At 65.8% G+C, this 21,840-nt stretch carries 15 protein-coding genes; 10 read left to right on the forward strand and 5 right to left on the reverse strand.

Annotation, left to right across the window (positions count from 1 at the left end):
* Window positions 1–137 precede the first annotated feature (137 nt).
* The gene (locus ACWYRN_RS13290; protein ID WP_488687947.1) at window positions 138–1,430 is read right to left on the reverse strand and encodes an MFS transporter; all 1,293 of its coding nucleotides are present in this window, start codon (window positions 1,428–1,430) and stop codon (window positions 138–140) included.
* Between the two features lie 286 nt (window positions 1,431–1,716).
* On the opposite strand from ACWYRN_RS13290, the gene ACWYRN_RS13295 reads away from it, so the two are divergent.
* The 3 genes from ACWYRN_RS13295 (at window position 1,717) to ACWYRN_RS13305 (ending at window position 6,711) form a co-directional block, all read left to right on the forward strand.
* Window positions 1,717–3,048, forward strand: a complete 1,332-nt coding sequence (locus ACWYRN_RS13295) for an MFS transporter (RefSeq protein ID WP_488687948.1) — start codon at window positions 1,717–1,719, stop codon at window positions 3,046–3,048.
* A 320-nt stretch (window positions 3,049–3,368) separates the two neighbouring features.
* Window positions 3,369–5,000 (forward strand): alpha-D-glucose phosphate-specific phosphoglucomutase, encoded by a 1,632-nt coding sequence (locus ACWYRN_RS13300; protein WP_488687950.1) that lies wholly within the window; start codon window positions 3,369–3,371, stop codon window positions 4,998–5,000.
* Window positions 5,001–5,025: 25 nt separating this feature from the next.
* Entirely contained in the window at window positions 5,026–6,711 is a 1,686-nt protein-coding gene (locus ACWYRN_RS13305) for an alpha-amylase family glycosyl hydrolase (protein WP_488687952.1), read from the forward strand.
* Between the two features lie 75 nt (window positions 6,712–6,786).
* Here ACWYRN_RS13305 and ACWYRN_RS13310 read toward each other — a convergent pair whose 3' ends face one another.
* Window positions 6,787–7,599 carry a hypothetical protein gene (locus tag ACWYRN_RS13310; RefSeq protein WP_488687954.1) on the reverse strand — a complete coding sequence of 271 codons (813 nt, stop codon included), beginning with the start codon at window positions 7,597–7,599 and terminating at the stop codon, window positions 6,787–6,789.
* A 206-nt stretch (window positions 7,600–7,805) separates the two neighbouring features.
* Between ACWYRN_RS13310 and ACWYRN_RS13315 the strand changes: the two genes are divergently transcribed.
* The 7 genes from ACWYRN_RS13315 to ACWYRN_RS13345 all read left to right on the forward strand — a co-directional run bounded on the left by ACWYRN_RS13315 (window position 7,806) and on the right by ACWYRN_RS13345 (window position 16,119).
* Entirely contained in the window at window positions 7,806–8,843 is a 1,038-nt protein-coding gene (locus ACWYRN_RS13315; protein ID WP_488687955.1) for an alpha/beta fold hydrolase, read from the forward strand.
* Between the two features lie 60 nt (window positions 8,844–8,903).
* The gene (locus ACWYRN_RS13320; protein ID WP_488687957.1) at window positions 8,904–9,539 is read left to right on the forward strand and encodes a class I SAM-dependent rRNA methyltransferase; all 636 of its coding nucleotides are present in this window, start codon (window positions 8,904–8,906) and stop codon (window positions 9,537–9,539) included.
* 97 nt (window positions 9,540–9,636) lie between these two features.
* A complete protein-coding gene (locus ACWYRN_RS13325; protein ID WP_488687959.1) occupies window positions 9,637–10,476 on the forward strand; it encodes a hypothetical protein in 840 nt (279 codons plus the stop codon).
* A 98-nt stretch (window positions 10,477–10,574) separates the two neighbouring features.
* On the forward strand, window positions 10,575–12,428 hold the full coding sequence (gene glk / locus ACWYRN_RS13330) for a glucokinase (protein WP_488687960.1): 1,854 nt from the start codon (window positions 10,575–10,577) through the stop codon (window positions 12,426–12,428).
* 2 nt (window positions 12,429–12,430) lie between these two features.
* Window positions 12,431–12,877, forward strand: a complete 447-nt coding sequence (locus ACWYRN_RS13335; protein WP_488687962.1) for a GNAT family N-acetyltransferase — start codon at window positions 12,431–12,433, stop codon at window positions 12,875–12,877.
* A 130-nt stretch (window positions 12,878–13,007) separates the two neighbouring features.
* A complete protein-coding gene (locus tag ACWYRN_RS13340; protein WP_488687964.1) occupies window positions 13,008–14,453 on the forward strand; it encodes an ATPase domain-containing protein in 1,446 nt (481 codons plus the stop codon).
* On the forward strand, window positions 14,443–16,119 hold the full coding sequence (locus tag ACWYRN_RS13345) for a response regulator (RefSeq protein ID WP_488687966.1): 1,677 nt from the start codon (window positions 14,443–14,445) through the stop codon (window positions 16,117–16,119). Before ACWYRN_RS13340 ends, ACWYRN_RS13345 begins: the two co-directional genes overlap by 11 nt.
* Before the next feature lie 9 nt (window positions 16,120–16,128).
* Here ACWYRN_RS13345 and ACWYRN_RS13350 read toward each other — a convergent pair whose 3' ends face one another.
* The 3 genes from ACWYRN_RS13350 to ACWYRN_RS13360 form a co-directional block, all read right to left on the reverse strand.
* Window positions 16,129–16,875, reverse strand: a complete 747-nt coding sequence (locus ACWYRN_RS13350) for an AAA family ATPase (RefSeq protein ID WP_488687968.1) — start codon at window positions 16,873–16,875, stop codon at window positions 16,129–16,131.
* 426 nt (window positions 16,876–17,301) lie between these two features.
* A complete protein-coding gene (locus ACWYRN_RS13355; protein WP_488687970.1) occupies window positions 17,302–20,013 on the reverse strand; it encodes an alpha-1,6-glucosidase domain-containing protein in 2,712 nt (903 codons plus the stop codon).
* Window positions 20,014–20,171: 158 nt separating this feature from the next.
* Window positions 20,172–21,764 carry a POT-type proton-dependent oligopeptide transporter gene (locus ACWYRN_RS13360; RefSeq protein ID WP_488687971.1) on the reverse strand — a complete coding sequence of 531 codons (1,593 nt, stop codon included), beginning with the start codon at window positions 21,762–21,764 and terminating at the stop codon, window positions 20,172–20,174.
* Window positions 21,765–21,840: the final 76 nt, after the last annotated feature.

Here is a 21,840-nt window from a genome sequence, read left to right on the forward strand (position 1 = left end):
CTCTCAGACGCTCTGCCATATGAATACGGCCCGGACAAATGCCGGGCCGCGTATGTTCGTCGTTCCGCGTGGGCACGGAGTGCCCACCCTACGTCAGCGGCCCGAGTGAATGTCGAGCCGCAATGGCGCATCGTTCGTCAATGTGCCGTCGCCATCGCCGGCTTAATCGTCGCAACCGGCGCCCCATCCTTCACCAGCAGCCACAGCACGCTCGACACCGCCAAACACCCGCCGCAAATCAGGAACAGGACACTCTTGTCCGCCGCGTCCTTCAACACGTAACCCACCACCGTGGTCGCCAGCTGCGGCAACACCACCGACAGATTGAACAGCCCCATGAAGTAGCCCATGCGGCGCTTGTCGACCTTTTCGCTCATGATCGCGAACGGCAAACTGACCACCGCCGCCCAGCCGATCCCCACCACCGCCATCAGCACGTACAGCGACGCCGGCGAGCGCGCGAACAGGGCAATGCCGAAGTAGGCCACCGCCATGACGCCGATGCACGCAGCCTGGGTGCGCACGCGGCCGATGCGCGCGCCGAGCGGCGCCAGCACCAGCGCCGGCAGCACGAAGCCGACCACGTTCATGATGGCGAACGAAATCGCGATCAGGTGGCCCGACTGCGCCGCCGATTCGGCGACCGTGGCGCCAGGCGCGACCACGTGCTGCTGGATAAAGGAGATGATGTAGACGAACATCGCCTGCACGCCGAACCAGCTGAAGGCGTGCGCCGTCCACAGCTTCCACAGCTGCGGCCAGTCGGTGGTGGTCGACGCAGCCGTGGCAGCAACGGCTTCCCTGGTCTCGGGCGCCAGCTCGCGCGGCTCCTTGATCAGGAACACCGGCACGATCGAGAACAGCAGCACGATCACCACGCCCACCGAGATCAGCGCGTAGTTGTCGATGTAGGCGCCGATCAGATACGCCGTCACGCCCCAGAAGCCGGAAATCGTCTGCATCCAGGTATAGCCGCGCGTGCGGGCGTCGCCTTCCGGCGTGACGTCGGCAATGATGGAGCGGGTCGGGTTGAAGCTGATGTTGATCGACAAATCCAGCGTCAGCGCCACGATCACGGCGATCACCAGCAAATTGGTCACGCCGAACAGGTCGGCCACCATCTCGATGCGCGGCAGCAGGAACACCGACAGGGCGGCGAGGGTGCCGCCGATCAGGATGAAGGGCCGGCGCCGCCCGCCCCAGAACCAGGTCTTGTCGCTGATGAAGCCGATGATCACCTGGCCCAGGATGCCAGCCAGCGGGCCGGCGGCCCAGACGATGCCGATCTCGTGGATGTCGAGGTGGTACTTGGTGCTCAGCAGCCAGCTGAGCGCGGAAATCTGGATGCACAGGGCAAAGCCCATGGCCGTGGCCGGCAAGCTGGTCAATGCGTAGAATGGATTGCTCAGCCGGCGCTGCATGTCGAGCATGGGGTCTCCTTGCTTTGTTATCTATTGTGTTATTTGACTACAAAAGGCCGTCGCAACAGGCCGGACATGCCGATTCTACTATGTCAGTGTTGGATTGACACTCGGAAAACACCATGTTATTTTGCTACAAATTATCCTGCAACCAGCCCGTCCACATGGCCTCCCGGACGGGAACGCTCCCCGCCACCCTCCAGCACCGCGCCTGACCAGCCGGCACGCAGTCATGGCGCGGCGTTTGCCACATACAGAGAGCCCGGTTTCAAGGCCGGGCCGCTTGGGGACATCGATGGACATGCACACCAACGCGCTCAAGAAGCCGCGCCTGTCGTTCTGGCAGCTGTGGAACATGAGCTTCGGCTTCTTCGGCATCCAGTTCGGCTTCGCGCTGCAGAATTCGAACACCAGCCGCATCTTCTCGACCCTGGGCGCGAATCCCGACGACCTGGCGCTGTTCTGGCTCGCCGCGCCGGTGACCGGCCTGCTGGTGCAGCCGGTGATCGGCTACATGAGCGACAACACCTGGCACCCGAAGTGGGGCCGGCGCCGTCCCTTCTTCTTCATCGGCGCCTTCCTGGCGGCGATCGCCCTGTTCCTGATGCCGAATTCCTCGGCGCTGTGGATGGCCGTGGCCGTGCTGTGGATGATGGACGCGGCGATCAACGTGTCGATGGAACCCTTCCGCGCCTTTGTCGGCGACAAGCTCGACCCGACCCAGCAGACCGCGGGTTACGCGATGCAGACCTTCTTCATCGGCTGCGGCGCCGTGATCGCTTCGCTGCTGCCGGCCATCTTCACCCACTTCGGCGTGTCGAACGTGCCGGTCGACGGCATGATTCCTGACACCGTGCGCTATTCCTTCTACGCCGGCGCGGTGGTGTTCATGGTGGCGGTCAGCTGGACCGTGTTCACGGCCGACGAACTGCCGCCGCCGGACCTGGCCAGCTTCCAGCAGCAGCGCCAGCAGGCGCGCCACATCGGCACGGCGCTGGCCGAGATCGTCGGCGGCTTCGGCAAGATGCCGAAGACCATGGTGCAGCTGGCCTTTGTGCAGTTCTTCACCTGGATCGCGCTGTTCGCGATGTGGATCTATACCGGCAGCGCGATTGCCGACGCCGTGTGGGGCACGCGCGATGCGCAGTCGGCCGCCTTCCAGGAAGCCGGCAACCAGGTCGGCATCATGTTCGCGGTGTACAGCGGCGTGTCGGCGCTGGCCGCCTTCATCCTGCCGGTGTTCGCCCGCGCCACCAGCCGCAAGGTCGTGCACTTCGTGTGCCTCGCCATTGGCGGCTTGAGCCTGGCGAGCATTGCGCTGATCGATACCAAGGAGATGCTGATGCTGCCGATGGTGGGTGTCGGCATCGCCTGGGCCTCGATCCTGACCATGCCGTATGCGATCCTGGCGGGCTCGCTGCCGGCGGAGCGCATGGGTTACTTCATGGGGCTCTTTAACTTCTTCGTCGTGATTCCGCAGATCGTCAGCGGCCTGCTGCTGGGCTTCGTGACGCGCGAGTTCTTTGGCGGGCATACCGTGCAGACGCTGGTGCTGGGCGGCGTGTGCATGCTGGTGGCGGCGCTGTTGACGCTGGCGGTGACGGATAAAGCGCCGAACCAGGCTTGATCGGAGTCCGGAACGCGTCCCGTACGGTGGGGTCATTGATGCCAGTGGCATCAATGACGAAGTGCCCACGCGGTTACGTGCGCATGTTTGCACCTGTGGCCGTAGAAGATCGCTCGAAACACATCCGCAGTCAGGATGCCGTGTCCGCAGCATGTCGTACGAGCGAACATTCCACGCCGTGTATGCCAGACGCGCACGTATCCGCGTGGGCACGGAGTGCCCACCGTACAAGAAGCCTGCGACATCATTTTTGCTCCTGTCGTATCGTAACGTTTTATCAACAAAACGTTGATAACCGAATTCATACACAGGAGCCAAGCATGACGATCCAAACCGTGGCGACCACGCCGTTCGCCGGACAGCGTCCGGGCACCTCGGGCCTGCGCAAGAAGGTCACCGAGTTCCAGCAGCCGGGCTACCTCGAGAATTTTGTGGAAGCCATCTTCCTGACCCTGGGCGACCTCACCGGCCAGACCCTGGTGCTGGGCGGCGACGGCCGCTATTTCAACCGCAGCGCCATCCAGACGATTTTGCACATGGCCGCCGCCCACGGCGTGGGCCGCATCCTGGTCGGACAGGGCGGCATCCTGTCGACGCCGGCGGTAAGCTGCGTGATCCGCAAGCACAATGCCTTCGGCGGCATCGTGCTCTCGGCCAGCCACAACCCGGGCGGCCCGGACGGCGACTTCGGCATCAAGTACAACATCGGCAACGGCGGCCCGGCGCCGGAAAAGATCACCGAGGCGGTGTATTCGCAAACCCAGGGCCTCCTAAGCTACCGCATCAGCGACGCGCCGCCCGTGAACCTCGATGAAATCGGCACCACCCAGCTGGAAGGCATGCAGGTCGAGGTGATCGATTCCGTGGCCGACTACGCCGAGCTGATGAAAGGCCTGTTCGACTTCGACGCCATCCGCGCCCTGTTCGCGCGCGGCTTCACGATGCGCTTCGACGGCATGAGCGCCGTCTCCGGCCCGTATGCGAAAGCGATCATCGAAGGCATGCTCGGCGCGCCAAGCGGCACCGTCATCAACGCCGAGCCGCTGGAAGACTTCGGCGGCCACCATCCCGACCCGAACCCGGTGAACGCCGCCGAACTGATCGCGCTGATGAGCGGCCCCGACGCGCCGGAATTCGGCGCCGCCTCGGACGGCGACGGCGACCGCAACATGATCGTCGGCCGCGGTATCGCCGTCACGCCATCGGACAGCCTGGCCATCATCGCCGCGAACGCGACGCTGGCGCCGGGCTACGCCGCCGGCATCAAGGGCATCGCACGCTCGATGCCGACGTCGACCGCCGCCGACCGCGTGGCCGCGGCGCTCGGCATCGCCTGCTTCGAAACCCCGACCGGCTGGAAGTACTTCGGCAACCTGATGGACGCCGGCATGGTGACCCTGTGCGGCGAAGAGAGCTACGGCACCGGTTCCGATCACGTACGCGAAAAGGATGGCCTGTGGGCCGTGCTGTTCTGGCTGAACATCGTGGCTGCCAGCGGCAAGACCGTGAACCAGCTGGTGAGCGAGCACTGGGCGCGCTTTGGCCGTAACTATTATTCGCGCCACGACTACGAAGCCGTCGATGCCGCCGCCGCCGACGCCATGATGAACACCTTGCGCGACAAGCTGCCGGCGCTCGAAGGACAGGCGCTGGGCGATTACCGCGTCTCCGTCGCCGACGACTTCGTCTACACCGACCCGGTCGACCATTCGGTGGCGACGAAGCAGGGCGTGCGCATCATCATGGACGATGGCTCGCGCATCGTGTTCCGCCTGTCCGGCACCGGCACCGAAGGCGCCACCATCCGCGTCTACCTCGAACGCTACGAGGCCGACCCAGGCCGGCACGACCTGGAAACCCAGGACGCCTTGTCCAACCTGATCGCGATTGCCGACGACGTTTCCGGACTGCGCCAGCGCACCGGCCGCCAGCAGCCGAGCGTGATCACCTGATCCAACCCACCACAGGAACCCCTGCATGAAACTACCCGCACTTGCCGCCTCGTTGCTGATCGCGTTTGCACCGCAAGCCCAGGCCCAGGCCCAGACCGGCATCGCCGCGCCCTGGGCGGCGCCGGCCAAGCCTTTCGCCTGGGAGAACGCGACCGTCTACTTCCTGCTGACGGACCGCTTCAACAACGGCAATCCGGCCAACGACCTGGCCTACGGACGCAAGAAGGATGCGGCGGTGCTGCGCGGTTACATGGGGGGCGACCTGGCCGGCATCACGGCCAAGATCAAGGAGGGTTACTTTACCGACCTGGGCGTGACCGCGATCTGGATCACGCCGCCGGTCGAGCAGATCCACGGCGCCACCGACGAGGGCACCGGCAAGAGCTATGGCTTCCACGGTTACTGGGCGCGCGACTTCACGGCGGTGGATGCGAACCTCGGCACCGAGGACGACGTGCGCACCCTGGTCGATACCGCCCACGCAGCGGGCATCCGCGTGCTGCTCGACGTGGTGCTGAACCACACCGGCCCGGTGACCGCGCTTGACCCGGTATGGCCGGCCGACTGGGTGCGCACCGGCCCGACCTGCACCTACAAGGATGCGCGCACGACCATGGATTGCACGCTGGTGAAGAACCTGCCCGACATCCTCACCGGCAGCAACAAGGCTGTAAGCCTGCCGCCGCAACTGGCGGAGAAGTGGAAGAAGGAAGGGCGCTACGAGCGCGAAGTGAAAGAGCTGGACGACTTCTTCAAGCGCACCGGCTACCCGCGCGCGCCGCGCTACTACCTGATGAAATGGCACGCCGACTGGGTGCGCAAGTACGGTTTCGACGGCTTCCGTGCCGACACCGTGAAGCACACCGAGCCGGGCCTGTGGAAGGAACTCAAGACCGTATCGAGCGCGGCCTTCGAGGACTGGAAGCGGGCCAACCCGAGCAAGAAGCTGGACGACACGCCGTTCTACATGACGGCCGAGGTGTACGGCTACGCGCTGCAGCACGGCCATGCCTACGACCTGGGCGGCATGACGGCCGACTACCCGGCCCAGGGCTTCGACAGCCTGATCAACTTCGCGATGAAGTCCGACGCCAAGGAAAGCTACGAAAAGCTGTTCAGCACCTATTCGCAGGCGCTGCACGGCCCGATGAAGGACTCCTCGGTGCTGAACTATCTGAGTTCGCACGACGACGGCGCCCCGTATGACGCCATGCGCGAGCGTCCTTACGAGAGCGCCAACAAGCTGCTGCTGGCGCCGGGCGCCGCGCAAATCTACTACGGCGACGAAACCGCGCGCCTGCTGAAGGTGGAAGGCGCCGAGGGCGACGCCACGCTGCGCTCGTTCATGAACTGGGACGAGCTGGCCTCGAACGCCCAGCGCGGCCTGAACCGCGTGCGCGACGTGCGCGAGCACTGGGCGAGATTGGGCCGCTTCCGCCAGGCGCATCCCAGCGTGGGCGCGGGCGTGCACCAGATGATCCAGCACTATCCCTACGTTTTCAAGCGCACGTACGAAACGAAGGAGGTGACCGACCGCGTGGTGGTGGCGCTCGGCCTGCCCGTCGATAAACCGACCGCCGTGCCGGTGACCGGCGTCTTCATGGATGGCCAGACCGTGCGCGACTGGTACTCGGGCAAGACTGCGGTGGTGAAGGGCGGGAAGGTGCAGTTCGATGCGCGCAATCCGGTGGTGCTGATCGGGCAGAACTAGCCGTCAACCCGGCCTGTCCGGTTGCAGCCTGAGCCGAACGGCTTGCTTCGGCCACGAGCAGACGTCTGGCGGGGCTCAGGGCCTCCGTTCGAGCGTCACCTCAGCGCTGAAGGACACGGCCGCGTTGGAGGCAGTGCTCATCGATCCCTCGAAGCTGTAGACGCCATTGCCCGAGGTACGGACGCGCACGTTGCCTGCGCTCATCTGAACGGTATTTTGGCCGTAGGCGGCTGCATACGCCGGCGACCGGATTTCCACTTGCATGCTACTGGCGGGATCCTGCAGGAAGCCGGCGCGGTCACGGACGGCAAAATCGCCAGCACTTATCGAGTAGGGGAATACACTGGCGCGCCGCGGTAAGGTCATCCTTATTTCAGCATGGCCTCCTTGATAAGGGGCCACGATCATGACGGTGGCGACTACAGGCTCAGCTCCATTGCCTCCGAGCGATATAAAGTCCTTCAGCGCGCAGACATCCTGGGTCGCCTGCAACGGCGCCAATGATGGCAACGCCAGCGACACGCTTCCCGATTCGAATACCGTGGCGCGCGAGTAGCGGCGCATCTCCTCCCCTGCGCTTGCCCCTCTGCGGCCCAACAGCATGCCTTCGGCGGCGGGCTGCAAGACATATGGCGTGCCAGCCGAGTCGACCAGGACGTCGCCCTGCAGCCGCAGTCGAGTTGTCGTCCGGTCACACTCCTTGCGTACGATGTCGCGTCCGGTCTGTACGAAAAGCGCCGGATAGCTATGTTGCCCTGAAAAACCTTGGTCAACCCCATACCAAACACCTTGCAAGTCCAGCGGCGTGCCGTTTTGTCCGTTGCTTCCCCCACCGCAGGCTGCAAGTACGAGTAGCGGGGCAAACAATGCGATAGTTTTAGCGTGCATCCAGACCTTTCCGGTGGAAGAAGAGTGAGCGACATATTCTTGTCATGCCGATACTAAAATTGTACAGCACAGGAATCGGCGGAATTCTCACTTTTTGTCACCGTGCCGGCGTGTTCGGTGGGCGTGCGGTGCATGCCTGGCGCGACGGAACGCGTGCATCCGGAATCTCGACTAGACTTTGCCTATTCGACCATACGAGGACCGCCATGACGCCTGTCTTTTCCCGCCGTGTTACCTATCTTGCCTGCGCCGCCGCGCTGTCCCTGTTCGCCGCCGGCGCCCATGCGGCCGCGCCTGCTGATGAACCGGCCTACGGCCCCGAACTCGAAGGCTTCGACTACCCGGCCCCGGTCAAGCAGTTCAACTTCACCTCGCAGGGCGTGAAGCTGCACATGGCCTACATGGACATCGCGGCGCAAGGCAAGGCCAACGGCCGCACCGTGGTCCTCCTGCACGGCAAGAACTTCTGCGGCGCCACCTGGAAGGCGAGCATGGACGCGCTCAGCGGCGCCGGCTACCGCGTGGTAGTGCCGGACCAGGTGGGCTTCTGCAAGTCGAGCAAGCCCCAGCATTACCAGTACACCTTCCAGCAGCTGGCCGAGAACACGCGCGCGCTGCTGGAATCGATCGGCGTGAAGAACGCCACCATCCTCGGCCACTCCACCGGCGGCATGCTGGCCACGCGCTATGGCCTGATGTTCCCGCAACTGACCGAGCAGCTGGTGCTGGTCAATCCGATCGGGCTGGAAGACTGGAAGGCGCTGGGCGTGCCTTCGCTCGGCGTCGATAAATGGTACGGGCGCGAGTTGCAGACCACGGCCGAGAAGATCCGCAACTACGAAAAATCGACCTATTACGTGAACACCTGGAAGCCGGAATACGAACCCTGGGTGCAGATGCTGGCCGGGATGTACCGCGGCAAGGGCAAGGAGATCGTGGCCTGGAACTCGGCCCTGCTGTACGACATGATCTATACCCAGCCGGTGGTCTACGAATTCCCGTTGCTGAAGATGCCGACCCTGCTGCTGATCGGCCTGAAGGACACCACCGCCATCGGCAAGGACGCGGCGCCCGAAGCCCTGCGGCCGAAGCTGGGCAATTATCCGGAGCTGGCGCAAAAGACCGTCAAGGCGATTCCGCAAGCGACCCTGGTGACCTTCCCGGAGATGGGCCATGCGCCGCAAATGCAGGACCCGCAGGCCTTCCACGAAGCGCTGCTCAAGGGCCTGGCCGCGCCGAAGTAAGCGTCAAGGCAGGGGCGGCGGCTTGCTGTATCATGTCGCCCCCGCCCACGAAAGCCGCACATGCTCATCATCACAATCAAACAGGGCAAGGAAAAGTCCATCCTTGCCGGCGACCCCTGGATCTACCTGTCCGCCATCGACAAGGTCGACGGCAGGCCGCAGGAGCGCAACAAGCCGGGCGCCACCGCCGTCGTGCAATCCTCGTCGCGCCAGTTCCTGGCGCGCGCCGCCTACAACGCCAAATCGCAGATCGCCGCGCGCGTCTGGACCCTGCGCGAGGACGAGCCGATCGACCATGCGCTGATCAAGCGCCGCGTGCAGGCAGCCGTCGAGCGCCGCCTGACGGCCTGGCGCACGGCCGATCCGCAGGCGCTGGTGCTGCTGGCCGATGGCGACAAGGACGGCTTGCCGGGCCTGCTGGTGCACGGCTACGGCGGCGCAGACGGCTACCTGGTGTGCCAGTTCAACTCTGGCGCTGCCGATCTGTGGCGGGTGGCGATCGTGCAGGCCCTGGTCAAGGCCACCGGCTGCGGCAACGTGTTCGAGCGCAGCGACGAGCTGCTGCGCAAGGGCGAAGGCCTGCCCGTGGTGTGGCGCGCGCTGGCCGGCGAGGAGCCGCCGCAGCGCCTGATGGTGCGCGAGGGGAAGGGGCTGGTGCCGATGGATATCCGCACCGGGTTCATCTATCCCCGCTGAGCCGGAGGCAGCCGGCTGGCCCTGTCCCGTCAGGGTTGCCAGTTGCAAGAAATTCAATCCTCGTGCTAGCGTACGGTCCTCATCCATTGGAGGCCCCATGAACCGTCGCACTGCCGTGCTGTCCGCCCTCACTCTTTCCCTGCTGCTGTCCGCCTGCAGCAGGGACAAGGACGACACCGCCGAGGATGCCCAGGCCCAGGCCGAAGCCACGGCGGAGGGCGAGGGCGCGCCGGCCGACGATGCGCCGGCGCCGCCGCCGCCCCGGATACAGTACTGGCCGGTCCTCGGCCCGCTGGTGGCCGGCAGCTACAGCGGCTCATGCATGCGCAAACCCGACCTGGCCAGGACCGACGCCACGATTACCGTCGGCGCCGACGGCAAGGCCGCGTCGAACGGTCTCGCACTCGATTTCATCGAAGCGCCGAAGGTCTCGCTGATGCGGGTGCGCGACGACAAGGGGGCGTACGGCACGAGCGCGATGTTCGCCATGCGGCCGGAAAAGGACGGGTTCCTGAACGTGTCTTCGCTCGACGGCGGCACGGTGAGCATCGAACGCGAGAACACGGGACTCATGTGCAGCAAAGTAGGCGGAACCGACAAGCTGAACAGCCAGCCGCTGCACCTGGCGCTGGCCGGCCTGATCAACGGGAAGAAGCAGACCGTCGGTTGCCGCGACCTCGCGAACATCATGGTGGTGCGCGATGTCGACGTCGGGATCGAGGGCAGCGTGATCCGGATCGGCGACGCAGCGTACGACATGAAGCTTGCCGCCACCGAGATGGTGAGCTTCGACGAGGCCGGCGAGAGCATGTCGCTGAGCGTGATCATGGCCGACCAGAGCACGGCCCAACTCATCTACGATGGCGCCGGAGCGCTGACCCACGTGAACGCGCGCAACAAGACCGAGGCCACCCACGCCTGCGAGCAGAAGCGTTGACGCAACGACCGCCGGCGCGGTCCCCAGCAGATACCCATCTGGTAGCAATCAAACAATGCTATCCTGTGCGCCTCCAGAGGTATCCCAGCCGTAGAGCAATGAGCACCGTACCAGACAACGACAAACAATCCAGCCGTGCTTCCTACGCCGATGGTCCGCGCCTGCTGGCCGACATCGGCGCCACCCATGCCCGCTTTGCGCTCGAGACGGCGCCCGGCGTGCTGCGCCAGACCGCGGTCCTGCGCTGCGATGCATTCAGCGGCATCGTGCCGCTGCTGAACGCCTACCTGGACGAGCATGGCGGCGAGCGCATCGCGCACGCGGCCTTTGCCATGGCCAATCCGATCAGCGGCGACCTGGTGCGCATGACGAACCGCGACTGGCAGTTCTCGACCGACGAGGTGCGCCGCACCATGGGCTGGTCGACCCTCCTGATCGTCAACGACTTCACGGCGCTGGCGATGGCGCTGCCGGGGCTGCAGGCCGGCGACGTACTGCAGGTGGGCGGCGGCAAACCGGCGCCGCATGCGGTGGCGGGCGTGCTCGGCGCCGGCACCGGCCTGGGCGTATCCGGCGTGATCCCGACCGCCGACGGTTTCATCACCCTGGGCAGCGAAGGCGGCCACGTGAACTTCGCCCCGGCCGACGAGCGCGAGTTCGCGATCCTGCAGTACGCCTGGCGCGAGTGGCCGCACGTGTCGAACGAACGCATCCTGTCCGGCCCCGGCATGGAGCTGGTCTACCGGGCGCTGGCCGAACGTAACGGCGTGGATGCGCCGGCCCGTACCGCGGCGGAGATCGTCAGCTGCGCACTCGAAGAAAACGATACGCTCTGTCTCGAAGTGCTGGAATGCTTCGCCGGCATGCTGGGCGGCGCGGCGGCGAACCTGGCCGTGACGCTAGGCGCTTTCGGCGGCATCTTCATCGGCGGCGGCATCGTGCCGCGCATCGCGCAGTGGTTCGCCACGTCGCCGTTCCGCGCGCGCTTCGAGGCCAAGGGCCGCTTCACCGACTACCTGGCGCAAATCCCGACCTACGTCATCATGACGCCGAACCCGGCCCTGCGCGGCGTGTCGACGATTTTGTCGGAACACCTGCGCGGGCGCAGCGGCGCCAACACGCTGATGGAGCGCGTGCAGCACCTGCAGCACGAACTGTCGCCGGCCGAGCAGCGCGTGGCAAGCCTGGTGCTGGAGCATCCACGCAAGGTGCTGTCCGAGCCGATCGCCGAGATCGCGCGCCTGGCCGACGTGAGCCAGCCGACCGTGATCCGCTTCTGCCGCTCGCTCGGCTTCCAGGGCCTGGCCGAATTCAAGCTGAAGTTCGCCGGCAGCCTGACCGGCTCGATCCCGGTGCGCCACAGCCAGGTGCGCATGAGCGACAGCACCCACGATTTGTCGGCCAAGGTGATCGACAACACCGTGTCGGCGATCCTGAAATTCCGCGACGGACTCGACGTGCACGCGATCGACCGCGCCATCGAGCTGCTGCGCCGCGCCAACAAGGTCGAGTTCTACGCGATGGGCAATGCGCGCGTGGTGGCGCTCGATGGCCAGCACAAGTTCTTCCGCTTCCGCATCCCGACCACGGCGCACGGCGACGCCCATTTGTTCCAGCTGGCGGCCGAACTGCTGCAGCCGGGCGACGTGGTGGTGGCTATTTCCACGGCCGGCCAGGCGCCCGAGCTCTTGAGCGCGGTGGACGCGGCGCGCGCCGCCGGCGCCAGCGTGATCGCCATCACCAGCAGCAAGTCGGCGCTGGCAAAAAAGGCGAACGTCTGCCTGGCGGTCGACCACACCGAGGACAGCACGACCTTCCTGTCGATGATCTCGCGCATCCTGCAACTGCTCCTCATCGACATCATGGCGGTCGGCATTTCGCTGGGCGACCAGGCCGGCGAGAACGGCGACATCGAAAAGCGCAGGCTGCTCATTTCGCACCTGGACGTATGAGCATGACGATCAGCCTGCGCGACGTCACCGAAGACAACTTCGAGGCGCTGATGGACATGGAGCTGCCCGAGCACCAGCGCGACCTGCTGCACTCGAACGCCTATTCGATCGCGCAGGCCAGGTTCTACGACGTGTTCGTGCCGCGCGCGATCTACCAGGACGAGCGCCCGGTCGGCTTCGCGCTCTACAACCGCGAGGACGACGGCCGGCCCGGCTGCTACGGCATCTACCGCTTCATGGTCGACTATCCGCTGCAGTCGCAGGGGATCGGGCGGCGCGCGATGGAACTGCTGATCGCGGAGATCAAGGCGCAACCCGACGTCACGCTCATCAATATCTGCTACCACCCGCGCAACGAGCGCGCCAGCGCCTTTTACAAGAGCTTCGGCTTCGTGGAGGTCGGGATCGACTGCAACCACGAGATGGTGGCCGAGATCCGGTTGCGTTGAAGCCAGCAGCGTCTGGTTCGGGTAGAAGTTGCTGCGCGCCATTGTTATAATAAAAATAATATGTGATCTGCATGGTCTAGAATGTCAAGACAGTGTTAATTTCGCGCTGCGGCATTTTTTGAAGACAGCTATGCATTTCGATATTGAACGAATCCCGACCGGCATCCCGGAACTGGATGCTGTCCTGCGCGGCGGCCTGATCCGACAGCGCGTGCACCTGATCGAAGGCCGGCCCGGCACCGGCAAGACCACGCTTGGCCTGCGCTACCTGATCCACGGCGCGCAGACCGGCCAGCGCTGCCTCTACCTGACCCTGTCCGAAAGCCACGAGGAATTGCTGGCCACGGCGCGCAGCCACGGCTGGTCGCTGGACGGCATCCAGATCGAGGAAATCATGCCCCTGCCGCCGGAAACGGTCTCGGCGCAGACCATCCTGCTGCCGACCGACACCGAACTGTCGGCCCTGGTCGGCCGGATCGCCGACATGATCGCGGAGAGCGGGGCCGAACGCGTGGTGATCGACTCGATGGTCGAGGTGCGCCTGCTGGCGCGAGACAGCCCGCACTACCGTCGCCAGATCATCGACCTGCGCCAGCGCCTGGCGCGCCTCGATGCCACTGTCATCCTGCTCGACGACCTGACGGCCGACGGCCGCGAATACGAACTGCAAAGTGCGGTGCACGGCGTGGTCACGCTGGAGCAGCTCGAGCGCAGCTTCGGCGCGGCCCGGCGCCGCCTGCGCGTGGTCAAGCTGCGCGGCGGCGACTTCCAGAGCGGCTGGCACGACTATGCGATCCAGAAAAGCGAAATCCTGGTCTTCCCCAGCCTGATCGCGCAGGAGCACCAGCGCGAGGACGGCGTTCGCGATATGTCCAGCAAGGTCGCGTGCCTCGACCGGCTGGTCGGCGGTCCGCTGACCGCGGGCAGCTCCACCATGATCGTCGGCCCTTCCGGCTCCGGCAAATCCACGGTGGCCCTGCAGTACGCCCTGGCGGCGGTGGAAAGCGGCTGCCACGTCGGTTACTTCAGCTTCGACGAATCCGAAAGCACCCTGCGCTCGCGCATGGTCGCCCACATGCACCAGGATGCCGCACCCGACGAGGAGCGCCGGTTTCACCTGCAGCGCATCAATCCCTCACGCATCTCGCCGGGAGAATTCATCTGGAAAGTGCGGCGCATCGTCGAAGACCGTAACGCGCGCCTGGTCATCATCGATTGCATCAACTCCTACCTCGACGTCATCCGCGAGGAAAAGTCGCTGCTGCTGCAGATGAACGAACTGTTTTCCTACCTGAGCAACATGAACGTCACATCGATCATCATCGGCGCGCATTCGGCCAGGCTCGATACATCCAAGGAGCCGGATGCGCTGAGCATCATCACCGACAACATCGTCTCGCTGCGCTACTACGAGCACGAGAACGTCGTCCACAAGGCGATCTGCGCCCTGAAGCGGCGCGACGGCCGCCACGAGCACGACGTTCGCGAGCTGCACCTGACCGATGCCGGCATCGAGATCGGCGAGCGGATCACGGTGCCGGTGGACGAGATCGGGGTGGCGAACTTTGACTCCTGACGACCGTGCCGCCGGCGCTGCCAGCGCCGTCGCCGTCGTGTTTGCGCCGCTCGAAGGCGATGCGGCGGCACTGCGCGGGATGCTGGAAGCCGAAGGCGTGACGGTGCGCGCCTGCGGCGACGCTGCCAGCCTGTATGCCAGCCTGGACGAACAGGCATGGTGCGCCATCGTCACCGAGGAAGGGCTGGCCCGGTGCGCGCTGGACGACCTCGACGCCGCGCTGCGGCGCCAGCCGGCATGGTCGGATTTGCCGCTGCTGGCCCTGGCCGGACCGGACCTGGCGCAGGTCGACAGCCAGCGCTTCGCACGCCTGGCGCGCATCGGCAACGTCACCCTGCTCGAACGGCCGACCTCGCGCGAAGTGCTGTTGATGTCGATCCGCTCGGCCCTGCGCACGCGCCGCCTGCAGTTCGCGGTGCGCGCGCAATGGCAGGCGCTGGAGCGGCATGCGAGTACGCTCGAAGCCGCCGTGGAAGAACGCACCGCCTCGCTCGAGCGCGAGATCGGCGAGCGCCGCCGCGCCGAGCGCGCGCTGGCCGAGGCGCGCCGGCTGGAGTCGCTGGGGCGCCTGACGGGCGGCGTGGCCCACGACTTCAACAACATCCTGCAGGTGATCTCGGGCTCGGAAACCCTGCTGCGCATGCTGCTTGCCAAGGACGCCAACGAGCGTACCGGGCGGGCGCTCGACAGCATCCGGCGCGCGGCGGGACACGGCGCGGCGCTGACCCAGCAGCTGCTCGCCTATGCGCGGCGCCAGCCCCTGAACAACGTCACGCTGGACCTGTCGCTGTACCTGCATGCCGCGGCCGAGATGCTGGACGCGGCGGGCGGTCCGGCAGTCGCCCTGGAGCTGCTCCTCACGCACGCCTTGTGGCCGGTATCGGTCGATCCCGCCCAGCTCGACGCGGCGCTCCTGAACATCGCCGGCAACGCGCGCGATGCCATGCCCACCGGCGGCCGGCTGGTACTGGCGGCCCGGAATGTCGCCTTGCCCGACCCGGCCTGGCCGGAAGGCGAGGACCTGGCCGGCGACCACGTCTGCATTACCCTGAGCGACGATGGCGAAGGCATGTCCGAGGAGACCGCGCGCCAGGCCTTCGAGCCGTTCTTCACGACCAAGTCGGTCGGCAAGGGGACCGGCCTGGGCCTGTCCCAGGTGCATGGCTTCGCCAGCCAGAGCCGCGGCCTGGCTTTTATCCGGCGCGAACGGCGCGGGACCACGGTGGGCATCCTGCTGCCGCGCAGCGCCGGCGAGGCCCAGGCGAGCCAGGCGGCCGCGGCCGAGGTGTCCGCGCATGCGCTGGCCGGCGCGCGCATCCTGTGCGTCGAGGACAATCCGGTGGTGGCGGAAACCATGTCGTCGCTGCTGTCCGTGCTCGACGCCGAGATCGTGCTGGTCGACAGCGCCGACGCCGCCATCGAGGCCGACTTCAGCGAGATCGACCTGGTTCTCTCGGACGTGATGATGCCGGGCAGTATGGATGGCATCGGCCTGGTGCACTGGCTCGCCAGCCATCATCCCGGCCTGCCGGTGGTGCTGACCAGCGGCTACCTGGTCGACCCGGGCCGGCTGGAAAAGCTGCATGTCCAGTTCCTGCGCAAGCCCTACACGCTGGCAGCGCTGGGCCAGGCCATCTCCAGCGCACTCGAGCACGCCGAAGACTGACGAAAAGGTTCATTCCTCCAGCAGCACCTTCAGCATGCGCTGCGGGTTGGCGATGAAGTCGTGCATGACGCGGTAGTGTTCGGTGTCCTCGTACGCCACCTTGACGATGCCATGTGCACTGCACTCGTAGATGACGGCGTTCGGGTAGGCCATCAGGATCGGCGAATGGGTCGCGACCAGGAACTGGCTGCCCGCGCGCACCAGGTCGTGCAGGCGGCTGAGCATGGCGAGCTGGCGCTGCGGGGAGAGGGCGGCTTCGGGTTCGTCGAGCACGTAGAAGCTCTTGCCGCCGAAGCGCTCCATGAACAGGGTAAGAAAGGCTTCGCCGTGCGACTGTTCGTGCAGCGACTTGCCGCCGTAGGAGTCGATGATCCTCGGGCCGAAGCCTTCGCGGTCCAGCCTTTCGATCTCGCTGCTGACGTTGAAGAAGCTTTCCGCGCGCAGGAAGTAGCCGTCGCGCGGCGGCATGATGCCGCGCACCACGCGCAGGTGCGCGTGCAGCGCCGAATGCGATTCGCGGGTGGCGAAGTGGAAGTTGCGCCCGCCGCCTTCGGCATTGAAACCCATGGCCACCGCAATCGCTTCCAGCAGCGTCGACTTGCCCGAGCCGTTCTCGCCGACGAAGAAGGTCACCTGCGGATGCAGGGCCAGGCGGCCGAGGTGCCGCACCACCGGCAGCGAAAACGGGAATGCGTCCGCATGGACAGCGGCCGAAGGCTTCAGGCTGACTTCCGACAGGTAGGGGCGCGTTTTCATGGTGGACTCAAGGCGGCGCGGTGTGCGTCCATTTTAACGCCGGGCAGCGACATGCCATGACAAGCCGCTTCCTTTGGCTGCGGCATGCTGCGCTTGCGTACGGTGTCTTTCCATCGACCGATGGGAGTTCAGACCGGGCGCGTGACGATAGCGCGAGCGTTGTTGGCGCTTGGCTGGCGGGTAGGTTTTGCTTGCGGTATCGGGGCTGTTGCCTGATGCGGAAGTGGTGTGTTTGATCCGCGTGGGCACGAGTGCCCACCCTACGGGAAGCGTTCCGGGCGAGTTCATGAGAAAACCAGCAAGACTTGCTCGCGCTTGCCGATAACGTCTCCCGTAGGGTGGGCCGGGCCGCGCAAGGCACTCCGTGCCCACGCGGATCATGCACACCCACACCGCATCAGGCAACAGCCCCACATCCGCCCGCCTTCAATCCTCCACGAACACCACCGCCGTCCTCGGCGGAATGCTGAACGTCCCATTGGCGCTGTCGTAACCGGCGGTGGCCGCGCGCTTGTCGCCGGCGTTCGCCGCCGTGTGCACCGGATGCAGGCGCAGCTGCCGGCCGCGCAGCCCGGCATCGGTGATTACGTGCGCCACCTTGTCGACGTTGATCAGGTAAGTCAGGCTGCCGAAGCGCGCGCCGGCGTAGCCCTTGCCGTCGATCGTGGCCGCAACCACGGTCGGTTCCTGCTGCGGCCCGGTGTTGAAGAAGCGCAGGCGCTGCGCCACGTCCTCGGCCGTGCGCATGCGCAGCAGCGTGGTGCCGGCGCGGATCGCGAGCAGATCGCGGAAGGCGTCGCGCGCAAAGGCGATATCCGCCGGCTGCGCGCGCAGGGCGGCATTCGCCAGCAGCGGCTTGAACAGCGGCCAGTCCTTGGCGTTGTCGTCCGCAGGCGGCAGGCCGGTGCCGAAATGGTTGGTCCCGTAGGTCCAGTCCAGGCGGTTGAACCAGTCGCCCGAATTGAAGCTGTTGCGGTCCAGGGACTTGGAACGCAGGATGTCCGAGCCGGCGTGGTAGTAGGCGATGCCCTGGCTGAAGGCGGTCGTTGCCAGCGCCAGGACCTGCACGCGGGCGCGGTCGGCGCTGCTGGTTTCCAGCGGCAGTTTCAGGGCGTTGTTGTCCCAGAGGGTCTGGTTGTCGTGGTTCTCGACGTAGTTGACGGTCTCGCCGGGTTCGCTGGCGTAGCCGGCCGGCTGGCCGCTGTAGTCGATGTCTTCCAGCTTGCGCGTGCTGCCCTCGAAAGTAGCGAGCGGGTAGCTGCGCAGGGTGCCGGCCAGGCCGATGCGCACCATGTCGGCGGCGCGCAGCAGATCAAGGGCAGGGCGCGTGCCGGCTTTCGCATTCGCGTCGTAGACCAGGCCGTTGATCCAGCCCTGGCGGCTGACCAGCGCCTCGCCCGAGTCACCAGCGCCGCCGCCGCGCACGGCATCGCGTGCGCGGTCGCTGAAGGTGCCGATGCCGCTGCCGTTCAGCGACAGCTGCGACGCCTGCACGAAGCGCGCGCCGTCCGCCACTTCGCCGAAGTTCCAGCCTTCGCCAAGCAGCTGCACGCTGCGGCCGGTGGCCTGGTCCACCGCGCTTTGCAGGCGTTCCATTGCCGCGCGCGGCTGGTGGCCCATCAAATCGAAGCGGAAGGAATCGATCTTGTAGTGCTTCGCCCACAGCACCGCCGAATCGATCATGAGTTTGCCCATCATGCGGTTTTCGGTGGCGGTGTTGTCGCAGCAGGTCGAGCGCTCGATGCCGCCGACCTTGTTCAGTCGGTGGTAGTAGCCGGGCACGACGCGGTCCAGCACTGATTTGCTGTCTTGCCCGGCGACGAAGGTGTGGTTGTAGACCACGTCCAGGCCCACGCGCAGGCCGGCGCGGTGCAGGTTCATCACCATCTCGCGGAACTCGACGATGCGGCGCGCGCCGTCTTGCGGGTCGCTGGCGTAGCTGCCTTCCGGCGCGTTGTAGTGCCAGGGATCGTAGCCCCAGTTGTAGCAGTCGGTATGGGCGGTCTTGCGGATCAAGGCCTGCTGGGTGTCGCTGTCGGGTGCACCGGTGGGCTGCGGCAGGGCGCAGTTCTTTTCCGGGACGCTGGCGAGGTCGTAGACCGGCAGCAGGTGGATGTCGGTCATGCCGGCCTGCGCCAGGGCCTTCAGGTGGCGCATGCCGTTCGAGTCCGCTTCGCCGAAGGCCGTGTACTTGCCGCGCTTCGGTTTGGGGACGGTCTCGTCGTCGCGCGAGAAGTCGCGTACGTGCAATTCATACACGGCCATGTCGACCGGCGACTTGACCGTTTGCGGCGCGCGTTCCTTGTACCAGCCCGCGGGCTTGAGGTTGGCGGCGTCGAGGTCGGCGATGTAGCTGCGCTGCGAATCCGTGCTCAGGCTGACCGAATACGGGTCGGTGACCAGGTTGCGCACCAGGCCGGCCTGTTCGCTGACGACGTCGACGGCATAGGTGTAGTAGCGGCCGGAGAGATCGGCGGGAAGCTGGGCGCTCCAGACGCCGGTGGCGGCGTCCATCGCCAGCTGGTGCACGGCGCCGGCGCGGCCGCTGCCGCTGTCGAACACGCAGACGGCGGCCTGTTGCGCGGTGGGCGCCCAGAGCTTGAAGCCGGTGCGCTTCTTGGTGGGTGTGGCGCCGAGGTCGGGAACTTGTTCGGCGGCGGCGTACAGGTCGTCGAGGGCGCCGGCGGCTTGCAGGCGGGTCGCGGCGAGGATGGTGCCGTCGGCGGCTTCGCGTGTCAGTACCAGCTGTTCACGGTGCAGCGCGGGCAGGCGGGCGAGGTCCTTGTCGGCCAGCTTCAGGACGGGGCCGGCGGCGAGGTACCTGAAGCGCTCGGCGGCGTCTTTTGGAACGGCGTTGGTGATCTGCAGGTCGAACGCACCGGCAGCGCCTTTCATCTTGCGGCCGACGATGGCGTCGATGGCGGCCGTGGGGGAGTGGTGGAGCCTGAACTTGCCGTTGCCCGGCGAGTCGGGCCACTTCGCCAGTTCGCGGTTCAGCCAGACGGCGCGCGCTTCCAGCGTGTGCGGGGCGGCGGCCAGCGTGGTGGCGGCGGGGCCGTTGCAGGCGTCGAGCGGAATGGCGGCGTGGGCGGAGGAGGCGAGGGCGGTGGCGAGAGCGAAGGGGGCAGTTCGGATCATGTTGTCGATTGTGGTGACGCGCGCGAATGCGAGCGTGGTGGACCGTAGGGTGGACGGCTTGGCCGTCCACGCGTCGATAGTTAGCAGCGAGATCATCGAGCACGGCATTGGAACCGGTCGTGATCAACGCGTGGACGGCAAAGCCGTCCACCCTACCGTTATACCTTCGCCGCCGACGGCGACTTCGATGAATCGAGACTGCGATAGTGGTCTACCATCTTGTACCGCTTCGCATACAACCCGAACGCGATCGCCGCCAGCGCCGCGAACCCGGCAAAGAAGAACATCTGGAACGCGATCACGCTCAGTCCCGAGCCGGCAATCGAATTCATCACCGTGTCGTTCTTCACCGCCGCATTCACCACCAGCACCCACAGGTTGCCGACCGTGACGGCCAGGCTCCACAGCGCCATGATCGCGCCCTTCATCGAAGCCGGCGCCTGGCTGTAGGCGAACTCCAGGCCGGTGGCCGAGACCAGCACCTCGCCCATGGTCAGCAGCGCATACGGCAGGATCTGCCAGGCCATCGAGGTTGGCGTGCCGGCGTCCATCGACACCTGGATCGCGCCGATCACCAGCCACGACAGGGCCGAGAAGGCGATGCCCGAGGTCATGCGGCGCAGCGGCGTCGGCGTGATACCGATCTTTTCCAGCATCGGGAACAGCACCAGGTTATTGAAGGGAATCAGCAGCATCACCAGCAGCGGATTGAGCGCCTGCATCTGCGCCGGCAGCAGGGTGAACTCGTTGCCGAACACCGAGAAGGTGGTGATCATCGAATTGGCCTGCACGATCCAGGTCGAGGCCTTCTGGTCGAATAGCGACCAGAACGGCGTGACCAGCGCGAACACGACCAGGATGCGCAGCACCGCGCGCACGCCGTCGACCGCGTCGTCCGGGTGGTGGCCGCGTGCGCGTTCCAGCTGCATCGAGATGCCCATGCCGACAAAAGCCAGCAGCAGCACCAGCGCCGTGCAGGCCGCGATCACGAAGCCCCAGCTCGGCGACATCAGCAGCGACGCGATCGCGCCGAACACACCGACCATGGCCACGGTGCGGCCGGCGCCGTTGGTGGAGAGGGCAGTGCGCGACACGCGCGAGAACGAGTGCGGGTTCGGTGCGGCGGGCGGCACGTGCACGTACTTCTTCTTCCCGCTCCAGAACACCATGGTCGCGATGAACATCATGATGCCCGGGATGCCGAAGGCGACCGCGGGCCCGTAGTTCTTCAGGAACAGTGGCATCAGCAGGGACGCGAAGAAAGAGCCGAAGTTGATGATCCAGTAAAAGGCGTCGAACACGATCTTCGCCTTGTCCTTGTTGGTCTGGTCGAACTGGTCGCCGACAAACGAGGACACCAGCGGCTTGATGCCGCCCGAGCCGAGCGCGATCAGGCCCAGGCCGAGGTAGAAGCCGTTCACGTTGTCCTCGAAGATGGCGAGGCAGGCGTGGCCGGCGCAGTAGACGAGGCTGAGCCAGAACACGGTGTTGTACTTGCCAAAGAAGCGGTCGGCCAGCCAGCCGCCCAGCAGCGGGAAGAAGTACACGCCGATCACGAAGGTGTGGAATACGTGCTTGGCTTCGCCGGTACGCTCGGACTCCGGCAGGAACAGCAATAGCGTCGAGATCAGGAAGGGTGTCAGGATGTTGCGCATCCCGTAGAAGCTGAAGCGCTCGCAACCTTCGTTGGCGATGATGTACGGGATCTGGCGGGGCATGCGTCCGCTGGAGGGCGTGGTCGGCTGGTTCATGGACTCGTCCTGGAGGTGAATGAACCCGGGATGCTATGACGCCCTTGCGGTCTTGGCAACCGGAAAATTAATGTCG

The organism is Massilia sp. BAP21 (genome assembly GCF_057801335.1).